The sequence below is a fragment of the Streptomyces capparidis genome, from assembly GCF_054782095.1.
On sequence record NZ_BAAGTD010000001.1, the window covers coordinates 1 to 9301 of the forward strand.

12 protein-coding genes are annotated in these 9301 nt (G+C 76.7%); 7 read left to right on the forward strand and 5 right to left on the reverse strand.

Annotation, left to right across the window (positions count from 1 at the left end):
• The 3 genes from ACYVO2_RS00005 to ACYVO2_RS00015 form a co-directional block, all read left to right on the forward strand.
• A partial coding sequence (locus ACYVO2_RS00005; protein WP_461005384.1) for a dihydrolipoamide acetyltransferase family protein occupies nucleotides 1-965 on the forward strand: 965 nt, incomplete at its 5' end.
• Between the two features lie 194 nt (nucleotides 966-1159).
• Entirely contained in the window at nucleotides 1160-2068 is a 909-nt protein-coding gene (locus tag ACYVO2_RS00010) for an NTP transferase domain-containing protein (RefSeq protein WP_461005385.1), read from the forward strand.
• Nucleotides 2069-2187: 119 nt separating this feature from the next.
• Nucleotides 2188-3303 (forward strand): molybdopterin molybdotransferase MoeA, encoded by a 1116-nt coding sequence (locus ACYVO2_RS00015; RefSeq protein WP_461005386.1) that lies wholly within the window; start codon nucleotides 2188-2190, stop codon nucleotides 3301-3303.
• A 29-nt stretch (nucleotides 3304-3332) separates the two neighbouring features.
• Here ACYVO2_RS00015 and ACYVO2_RS00020 read toward each other — a convergent pair whose 3' ends face one another.
• Nucleotides 3333-4430 (reverse strand): potassium channel family protein, encoded by a 1098-nt coding sequence (locus tag ACYVO2_RS00020; protein WP_461005387.1) that lies wholly within the window; start codon nucleotides 4428-4430, stop codon nucleotides 3333-3335.
• Between the two features lie 176 nt (nucleotides 4431-4606).
• On the opposite strand from ACYVO2_RS00020, the gene ACYVO2_RS00025 reads away from it, so the two are divergent.
• From ACYVO2_RS00025 to ACYVO2_RS00035, 3 genes are all read left to right on the forward strand, one after another.
• Complete coding sequence (locus tag ACYVO2_RS00025; RefSeq protein ID WP_461005388.1) at nucleotides 4607-5251, forward strand: HAD family hydrolase; 645 nt, start codon at nucleotides 4607-4609, stop codon at nucleotides 5249-5251.
• A gap of 98 nt (nucleotides 5252-5349) precedes the next feature.
• Nucleotides 5350-6381 (forward strand): hypothetical protein, encoded by a 1032-nt coding sequence (locus ACYVO2_RS00030; protein WP_461005389.1) that lies wholly within the window; start codon nucleotides 5350-5352, stop codon nucleotides 6379-6381.
• A gap of 3 nt (nucleotides 6382-6384) precedes the next feature.
• On the forward strand, nucleotides 6385-7017 hold the full coding sequence (locus ACYVO2_RS00035) for a GNAT family N-acetyltransferase (RefSeq protein ID WP_461005390.1): 633 nt from the start codon (nucleotides 6385-6387) through the stop codon (nucleotides 7015-7017).
• Here the strand turns inward: ACYVO2_RS00035 and ACYVO2_RS00040 are convergent.
• Nucleotides 6932-7705, reverse strand: coding sequence for a hypothetical protein (locus ACYVO2_RS00040; protein ID WP_461005391.1), 774 nt, complete (start codon nucleotides 7703-7705; stop codon nucleotides 6932-6934). The genes ACYVO2_RS00035 and ACYVO2_RS00040 overlap by 86 nt on opposite strands.
• A gap of 128 nt (nucleotides 7706-7833) precedes the next feature.
• On the reverse strand, nucleotides 7834-8259 hold the full coding sequence (locus ACYVO2_RS00045) for a DUF4267 domain-containing protein (RefSeq protein ID WP_461005392.1): 426 nt from the start codon (nucleotides 8257-8259) through the stop codon (nucleotides 7834-7836).
• 95 nt (nucleotides 8260-8354) lie between these two features.
• On the opposite strand from ACYVO2_RS00045, the gene ACYVO2_RS00050 reads away from it, so the two are divergent.
• Nucleotides 8355-8927 (forward strand): TetR/AcrR family transcriptional regulator, encoded by a 573-nt coding sequence (locus ACYVO2_RS00050; RefSeq protein ID WP_461005393.1) that lies wholly within the window; start codon nucleotides 8355-8357, stop codon nucleotides 8925-8927.
• Here ACYVO2_RS00050 and ACYVO2_RS00055 read toward each other — a convergent pair.
• Nucleotides 8914-9135, reverse strand: a complete 222-nt coding sequence (locus ACYVO2_RS00055; protein ID WP_461005394.1) for a DUF397 domain-containing protein — start codon at nucleotides 9133-9135, stop codon at nucleotides 8914-8916. The genes ACYVO2_RS00050 and ACYVO2_RS00055 overlap by 14 nt on opposite strands.
• Nucleotides 9136-9153: 18 nt before the next feature.
• Nucleotides 9154-9264 carry a DUF397 domain-containing protein gene (locus ACYVO2_RS00060; RefSeq protein ID WP_461005746.1) on the reverse strand — a complete coding sequence of 37 codons (111 nt, stop codon included), beginning with the start codon at nucleotides 9262-9264 and terminating at the stop codon, nucleotides 9154-9156.
• Nucleotides 9265-9301 lie beyond the last annotated feature (37 nt).

Sequence of the window (9301 nt, forward strand, 5' to 3'; positions counted from 1 at the left end):
GCGCCGCACCCCGGGCCCCCGCACCCGCCGCGCCCGCCCCCGCGCCCGCCGCCGCACCGGCCCCCGTCGCGCCCGCCGCGCCGGACGCCCCCGTGCCCGTGATCTCCCCCCTCGTCCGCAGGCTGGCCCGCGAGCACGGCCTCGACCTGCGCACCGTCACCGGCACCGGCCCCGAGGGGCTGATCCTCCGCGCCGACGTGGAGCGGGCCGCCGCCGAGACCGCCGACGCCAGGCGCGCCCCGAGCCGGGCGCCCGCGCGCGCCCACCCGGCCGACGCCACCCGGATCCCGCTCAAGGGCCTGCGCGGCACCGTCGCCGACCGGCTCACCCGCAGCCGCCAGGAGATCCCCGACGCCACCTGCTGGGTGGACGCCGACGCCACCGAGCTGCTGGCCGCCCGCGCCGCCATGAACACGGGCACCGGGCAGGCCCGGGTCAGCCTCCTCGCCGTGCTCGCGCGGATCACCACCGCCGCGCTCGCCCGGTTCCCCGAGCTGAACTCCACCGTCGATCCCGTGAACCGGGAGATCGTCCTCCTTCCCGACATCCACCTGGGCTTCGCCGCGCAGACCGAGCGCGGCCTGGTCGTGCCCGTGGTCCGCGACGCGGGCCGCATGACCACCGCCGAGCTCTCCGCGGAGATCGCCCGCCTCACCGAGCGGGCCCGTGCCGGCACCCTCACCCCCGCCGAGCTCACCGGAGGCACCTTCACCCTCAACAACTACGGCGTCTTCGGCGTGGACGGCTCCACGCCGATCGTCAACCACCCGGAGGCGGCCATGCTGGGCGTGGGCCGCATCGCGCCCAAGCCCTGGGTGCACGGGGGCGAACTCGCGGTCCGCCACGTCACCCAACTGTCGTTCACCTTCGACCACCGCGTCTGCGACGGAGGCACGGCGGGCGGCTTCCTGCGCTTCGTCGCGGACTGCGTGGAACAGCCGGCACTGCTGCTGCGGCACCTGTAGGCGCCCGCGGGCAGCCCGCACCTCCCGTCGGACCGGCCGGGATCACCGGCCGTCCGACGCGAGGAGCGACTGCGTCATGTGTAGCACCCGCCACCGACAGTCACCGCCCGCGACCGCCCGGCACCCCGGCCACCCGGCCCGCCCCCGCCCCCGCCGCCCCGAGTCCCCCACCCCCACCGGGAGATACTCGGACCATGGCCCCCACCCCTCCCGGCCCCCCCGCGCCCTTCGACGCCGTCGTGCTCGCCGGCGGGGCCGCGCGGCGGCTCGGCGGAGTGGACAAACCCGCCCTCCCCCTGGGCGGCGCCACCCTCCTGGAGCGGGTGCTCGCCTCCTGCCGCCACGCCGCCCGCCGGGTCGTCGTCGGCCCCCGCAGGCCGCTGGCCGGCCCCGGCGCCGACGCCGTCGTGTGGACCCGCGAGACCCCGCCGGGCGGCGGCCCCCTGCCCGCGCTCGCCGCGGGCCTCGCCCATGTGCGCGAGGAGACGGTGGTGGTGCTCGCCGCGGACCTGCCGTTCATGGACGAGCCCACGGTCCGCCGGCTGCTGGCCGCGCGGGCGGACGACGGCGCCCTGCTCACCGACGCGGCGGGCCGCGCCCAGCCGCTCGCCGCCGTCTACCGCACCGCGTCCCTGCGCCGGGAGCTCGCGGCCCTCTCCGCCGGCCGCCCCGCCCTCACCGGCCTCCCGCTGCGCCTGCTCACCTCCCGGCTGGCCCTGCGCTCCCTGCCCGACGACCACGGCACCTCGTTCGACTGCGACACCTGGGAGGACGTGACCACGGCGCGGGCGCGCATCGGGGAACATGAGAGCGTGCTGGAGACATGGATCGCTGAGGTCAAGTCGGAACTCGGTATCGAGGACCTGGAGGTGGACACCGCGTTCCTGCTCGACGTGGCCCGGGACGCCGCCCACGGCGTGGCCAGGCCCGCCGCGCCCCTGACCACCTTCCTGGTCGGCTACGCCGCGGGCCGCGCGGGCGCCGACCCCCACGCGGTCGCCGAAGCCGCCCGCAAGGCCCAGGCCCTCGCCCTCTCCTGGGAACGGCGAACCCGCGAGACCGAGGCGGGCGGCCGTCCCGGAGAACCCGAGCCCACCCCGTGACCCCCGCCACCGACACCGGGAAGGGCGTCCCGGCCGCCGGGCGGGAGCGGGGGACGGCCGTGGGCTGGGGGGAGGCGCGGGGGATCGCGCGTTCCGCCGTCGGTGGGGCTCTGTCGCCGGTGACCCGGCCCCTCGCGGCCGCGCTCGGGGATGTGCTGGCCCGGCCGTTGGCGGCGCTCACCGACCTGCCCGCCTTCGACACCTCCGCCATGGACGGCTGGGCCGTGGCCGGCCCGGGGCCGTGGCGGCTGCGCGGGCGGGTGCTGGCGGGGGAGCACGCCCCTGCGCCGCTGGAGGACGGCACCGCGACCGCCATCGCCACCGGCGCCCGCCTGCCCGGCGGCGCCACCGCGGTGCTGCGCAGCGAGTACGGCGAGGTGCACGGCGAGACCCTGCACACCACCCGCGCCAGGAGCCCCGAGCCGGGGCAGGACGTGCGCCCGCGCGGCCAGGAGTGCCGCTCCGGGGAGGAGCTGCTCCCGGCCGGGGTGCCGGTGACCCCCGTGGTGCTCGGCCTGGCCGCCGCCGCGGGCTACGACGAGCTGCCGGTGCACCCCGGACCCACCGCCGAGGTGCTGGTGCTGGGCGACGAGCTGCTGGGGGCGGGGCGACCGGAGGGCGGGCGGATCAGGGACGCGCTCGGCCCGTTCCTGGAGCCGTGGCTGCGCGCCCTTGGGGTGCGGGTACTGGGCACCAGCCGGGTGCCGGACGACGAGGACGCGCTGCTGCGGGCGGTGGCGGCCAGCCGCGCCGACGTCGTCGTCACCACCGGCGGCACCGCGTCGGGACCGGTGGACTTCGTCCATCCGGTGCTGCGGCGGCTGGAGGCGCGGCTGCTGGTGAACGGGGTGCGGGTGCGGCCGGGGCACCCGATGCTGCTGGCCGCGCTGCGGGACGGCGGCCACCTGGTGGGCCTGCCCGGCAATCCGCTGGCGGCCGTCTCCGGCGTCGTCACCCTGGCGCAGCCGCTGCTGCGCGCCCTGGCCGGCCGGGCGGTGCCCGCGCCGCGCACCGCCCCGCTGACGGCGGCCGTCCCCGGCCACCCGGACGACACCCGTCTGGTGCCGGTGGCGCTGCGCCCCGGGGAGGCGGTGCCGCTGCGGTTCGCCGGCCCGGCGATGCTGCGCGGCCTGGCCGCGGCCGACGCCCTGGCCGTCGTCCCGCCGGGCGGCGCCGCGCCGGGCGCCGAGGTGGAGCTGCTCGACCTGGGCTGGCACCGCGCGTCGGCGGTCTAGCCAGGGCCTGTCGTGGTCCCGGGGGTGGCTCAGCTCTCGGCGGGCGGCACCGCCCGGCGGATCGTCACCAGCCGGTCCGTCATCTGGAGCGGCGTCGCCTCCGGGTCGTCGAAGTGCAGCAGCCGGTGCCCGCGCACCACCGCCACCACCAGGTCGGTGCACTCCCGGGGGGAGCGGCCGGCCTCCGCCTTGGTGACCGGCCGGTCTATCACGTCCAGGCCGGTGCCGTAGGTCATCAGGTCCTCCACGACGGCGCCGACGTTCGGGCTCACCATGGAGATGCCGAGCAGCCGCCCGGCGGAGCTGGAGCTGGTGACCACCAGGGTGGCCCCGCTCTGCCGCAGCAGCGGCGCGTTCTCGTCCTCCCGCACCGCGACGACGATCTTGGCGTGGTGATTGAGCTGCCGCGCGGTCAGCGTGACCAGCGCCGCGGTCTCGTCCCGCTGCGGCGCGATGATGATCTGACCGGCCCGCTGCACCTCGGCGCGCCGCAGGGTCTCGGAGCGGGTGGCGTCGCCGTGCACGGCCACGATCCCGTCGTTGCCCGCGACGTCCACCGCCTTCTGCTGCGGGTCCACCACGACGATCCGCTCCTTGGACATGCCCTGTCCGATGAGGGTCTGCACGGCGTGCCGGCCTTTGGTCCCGTAGCCGATGACGACGGTGTGATCACGCAAGCGGGACCTCCAACGGTTGATCCTGAGCTGCTGGCGGGTGCGCTCGGCCAGCACCTCCAGGGTGGTGCCGACCAGGATGATCAGGAACAGCACCCGCAGCGGCGTCACCACCAGGACGTTGACCAGGCGGGCGGAGTCGCTGTGCGGGACGATGTCGCCGTAGCCGGTGGTGGAGAGGGTGACCGTGGCGTAGTAGAGCGCGTCGAGCAGCGACACCTCCTCGTCGGCGTTGTCGTGGTAGCCGGACCGGTCGAGCACGACGACGGTCACGGTGACCAGCAGCACCAGCAGCGCCATCAGCAGCCGCCGCACCACCTGGCGCAGCGGCGGCGGCACGTCCTCGGCCGGTATGACGATCGCGCGCGCGTCGGCCTCGTGCTCGGCCCTGCTGACGGCACCCGCCCGCCCGTCATCCGGCCTGCGGCTGCCGGACAACCCGAACGGCGGCATCCTGCTACTCCCGCGGGGACCTGGGCCGACCGACTTCCGCGGGCCGACGCTGCGAGCACATGGGAGGACGACTTTAGCCGCAGCTCCCCGCCGTGCGTACCAGGTGGTGCCCGGACGCGCGGCGCGGCCCCGGCGGCGCCCTCCCCCCTGTCCGCGCCCGCGGCTACGCTCGACCCGTGATCCGGGCAGTGGTCTTCGACGTCGGAGAGACCCTCGTCGCCGACGACCGGCACTGGGGCATGTGGGCCGACTGGCTCGGCGTGCCGAGGAACACGGTGTCCGCGCTGGTGGCGGCCGTGGTGGTGCGGGGCATGGACAACAGCGAGGCGCTGCGGCTGCTGCGGCCCGGCATCGACGTCGACGCCGAGCGCGCCGCCATGGAGGCCGCCGGGCGCGGCGAGCGCCTGGACGACAGCGACCTGTACCCCGACGCGCGGCCCGGCCTGGCCGCCCTGCGCCGGGCGGGCCTCGCCGTCCACGTCTCGGGCAACCAGACCGCCCGCGCCGGTGAGCTGCTGCGGGCGCTGCGCCTGCCGGTGGACGGGGTGGAGGTGTCCGGCGACTGGGGCGTCGCCAAGCCGGACCCCGCGTTCTTCCGCCGGGTCCTGGCGATGACCGGCACGGCGCCCGAGGAGACGGTGTACGTCGGCGATCACCCGGACCGCGACATCTTTCCCGCCCGCGCCGAGGGCCTGCGCACCTGCCTGATCCGCCGCGGCCCGTGGGGCCACCTGTGGGCCGACGACCCGCGGGTGCTGGCCACCGCCGACTGGCGCGTCGACTCCATCCTGGAGCTGCCGCCGCTGCTGGCCCGCGCCTGACCCCGCCTGTCCCGGGGACGCAACCGCGGCGCCCCGGCACACGTCTCCTTCGGCGCCGCGTTGTCGCGCGGCACCGGGGACACGCCGTGGGGGATGCCATGCGACGGATCGTCAACGCCCACTACACGGAGACCTCCCGCTTCCCGCTCGCCCGGACGGTGCACCTCACCGACGACGGGCTGCGCGTCGGGTTCGGGGAGACCTCGTTCGGCGAGCTCAACCTGCCGGCCATGGCCGACAGCAGGCTGCGCGGCAGGTGGCTCGGCGCGGGCGGCGCGGAGCGGCCCTTCGCCGAGCTGCCGCAGGGGCCGGGCACCGTGCCCGTCACCCGCGCCACCGGCTCCTGCAAGCCGGTGCGGGTGCGCCGCGCCGCCGAGTTCGCGCACGTCCTCGGCGAGCTGGCCGTCCGGCTCAGCGGCGGCCCGGAGCACGTCGCCGCCGCCGCGGCCCGCGCGCACGCGGAGGGCGTGCCGCTGTGGATCGCACGCCGGTACGCGCCGGGGCCCGCCGGACCGGTGGCGGTCGCGGTGGACCGGCGGCTGGTGCGGGTGGACGTGTGGGGCCCCGGCGCCCCCGTGGTGCGGCTGCGCGCCACGCACACCCCCCTCACCGCCGACGACCTGCACCTCCCCGGCCGCGGGCTGCTGCTCACCGTGGGCGGCGCCCCGGCCGCGCTGACGGTCACCTCCTCCGTGCGCAAGTCCCGGCGCAAGGTCATCGTGGGCCTGTCCGACCGCCGCTGGGAGCTCGTCCGGGTCAACTCCCGCGCCTCGCGGCTGTCCCGCGACGGCCGGCCGGTCGCCGACCTCGTCCGCCCCCTGCGTCCCGTGCCCGACCGGCGCACCGGGCTGCTGCCGCTGGCCGGAGTGGACCACCACCCGGCGGCGGACCCGCTGGACGCGGTGATGGCGCACACCCTGGCGGTCTCCTTCGGCCTCGGCGACGGCTCGGGCACGGTCCGCTTCCGCTACCGCAGGCGCCACGACCACGACCCGGCCTGGGACGAGCCGTGGCACACCGGCCTCGGCACCAGCGGCGACGACAGCGGAGGCGGCGCGGGCGGCGACGGCTGGGGCGGTGGCGACGGAGGCGGAGGCGGCGGGGACGGCGGAGGGGGCGGGGGAGAATGACGCATGCACATCACCACGGGGGGCCCGGACGACGCGGAGCGCGTCGCCGCCCTGCACACGGAGAGCTGGCGCACCGCCTACGCCGGGATCATGCCGGACGGCTTCCTGAGCGGGCCGCTGTACGAGGACCGGCTGCGGCTGTGGCGCGGCCGGACGGAGCGGCCCGTTCCCGGCGCGGCCCTGTTCACCGCCGCCGCCCCGGACGCCGAAGGCGGTGAGCTCCGCGGCTTCGCCTACCTCGTTCCCCGCCCGGACGGCCGCGTCCTGCTCGACAACCTGCACGCCCGCCCCGGCCGCACCGGCTCCGGCATCGGCACCCGCCTGCTGCGCCACGCCCTGTCCTGGGCCGCCGCCGCCCACCCCGGACGGGACGTGTTCCTGGAGGTCCTGCGGGCCAACGCGCGCGCCGTCGCCTTCTACGAGCGGCACGGCGCCCGGCGCACCGACGAGCGCATCTGCCGCTTCGAAGGGCTCGGGGAGGGCTCCGACGAGGGCTCCGACGGGGCCTTCGAGCTGGCGGAGTACGAGTACACGTGGCCGGCCGAGGCCCTCACGGCACCACCCGGGCCGCCGCCGCGGGGCGGTGCGCGGCCAGGTGCAGGCGGGGGGCCGCCGGGTGCCAGCGGTAGCCGGTGAAGGCGCCGGTCGCCGGATCGGCGTAGAAGAGCATGTGACCGTAGCCTGCGCCGGTGTGCGGCCCCGCCCACTCGCCGCGGGCGCCGCACCAGCGGGTGTCGGGGAAGGCCGCGAAGGCGGCGGGGTCCTCCAGCGGGCTGCCGTGCGGGCGGTGGGTGCAGTCCACCACCTCCACCACATGGGCCACCCCCGGGCCGTCCGGCGCCCCGGGCAGGGGGCCCTTGCAGCCGCGGACCATGACCACGTGGCCGCTGTACGGGCCGGGGTGGCCGGGCTCGTAGGCGACGGCCACCAGGTCGCCGGGGCGCAGCTCGGCCACCCGGGGGACGGCGCGGAAGTGCCCGCGGCCGTCCGCCTCGGCGAACAGTTGCCGGTAGTCCCGTGACCTGGGCGACCAGGTGTGGCCGCTGCCGGTGAGCGCGGGGAAGCAGGTGCGCCTGAGGCGGTCGCCGCTGGCCCAGTTGTGCGGCGTGCCCGGCCCGTAGGCGCGGATCAGCACCCGGGTGAGGAACGACGCGCACTGCGCCAGCACCCGGTACCCCTCGGGGCGGCCCGGCTCGCCCCAGGCGACCACGGTCGGCCGCCCGTCCAGCTCGGGGGAGGACTTGTAGCGGTTCGCGCCGCTGTCCCAGCCCAGCAGCGCTAGGTGGTCCACGAGTTGCTCCGCCAGGGCCAGGTGGCGCGGCACGTCGGCTCCGTTCGTCGGACGGCGGGGACGGTCGGAGCGGACCCGCGGCGGCGCGGGAGTGCCGCACCGCCGCGGGTCCGCCGTCCGGACCAACGAGCCGACCGGGCCGGGGCAACGACGGGGGGGGCTCAGACCCGCGCGGCCCGCGCCCGGGGGATGCGGGGTGCGCCGGTGCGGCCCTCGGTGATCAGCAGCACGGCCGTCAGCAGGACGACCGTGGCGGCCGAGACGTGCACGGCGAGCGCCGTCGCGACCGTGCCGCCGTGGGAGACGACGGCGGCGGCGTCGCCGAGCGGGACGGTGAGGTCGGCGAGCAGCACCCAGCCGAGGAGGTTGCGGTGGCCGAACGCGAGCAGGAGGAACACCGTCGCGGCGATGGCGAGGTCCCGCACGCCCTTGACGACGAAGTAGCCGTCGGCGTTGCCGGTCGGCCACGGTTCGATGCCGAAGCCCTCGGGGGCGCCGCCGGGGTTGAGCAGGAAGCCGAGCCCGAAGAACAGGACGGCGAGGCCGCACAGGACGGCCAGGGCGGTGGTGGCGCGCTGTTTGGACATGGGTCCCCCGATGAGTGGTGGTTAGCGATGCTCGGTCTGCTAGCAATGCTAGAACTAGCGGCGCTCTTATGTCTAGCGCTGCTAGATTGATGGGCATGGCAGTGCAGCAGCGCCGAGAGCGCGAACGAGCGGAACGGCATCGGTTGATCGTCGAGGCGGCCCGCGAGCTTGCGGAGGCCGAGGGGTGGAGCGCGGTCACCACGCGCCGCCTGTCGGAGCGGGTCGAGTACAGCCAGCCCGTCCTCTACAGCCACTTCAAGGGCAAGGACGCGATCGTGACGGCGGTCGCCCTCGACGGTTTCGAGGAACTCGCCACCACCCTGCGCGCGGCGGTCGGCGGCGGCCCCTGCGCGCCGCGGGCCCTGGCCGACGCGTACCTGGAGTTCGCGCGGACCCGCCCCGCGGTCTACGAGGCGATGTTCGTCCGCGACACCGACCTCGTGTTCGGCGGCGAGGCGACACCCGCCCCCCTGAAGGCCGCTTTCGAGCCGTTCCTCGCCGCGGTCCGGCCTGCGGCCGAGGCCCGCGGCGAGGACCGGGAAACCCTCGCCGAACTCCTGTGGAGCACCCTCCACGGCCTGGCCACCCTCACCCGCGGCCACCGCCTCCGCCCCACCCACCACGACGCGAGGGTGGACTTGGTCGTGAGCGCCTTCACCGCGCGGTGAGGCCCCCCGTTTTGACGGCGGCGACGAAGCAGGCCCATTCGTCGGCGGCGAAGAGCAGCGCGGGGCCGTGGGGGTCCTTGCTGTCGCGGACGGGGATCAGGCCGGTGGGGGCGTGGGACGGCGCCCACTCGACGCAACTGCCGCCGCCGTTGCCGCTGTGGGTGGACTTGATCCAGGTGGCGACGGAGAGATCGAGTGCGTTGCTCATGACGGCGATGCCTCCACTTCAGGCGGTGAACCGGCCCTCCTTGACGGCGGTGATGAAGGAGGCCCATCCGTCGGTGGTGAAGAGGAGGGCGGGGCCGTGGGGGTCCTTGCTGTCGCGGACGGGGATCAGGCCGGTGGGGGCGTGGGACGGCGCCCACTCGACGCAA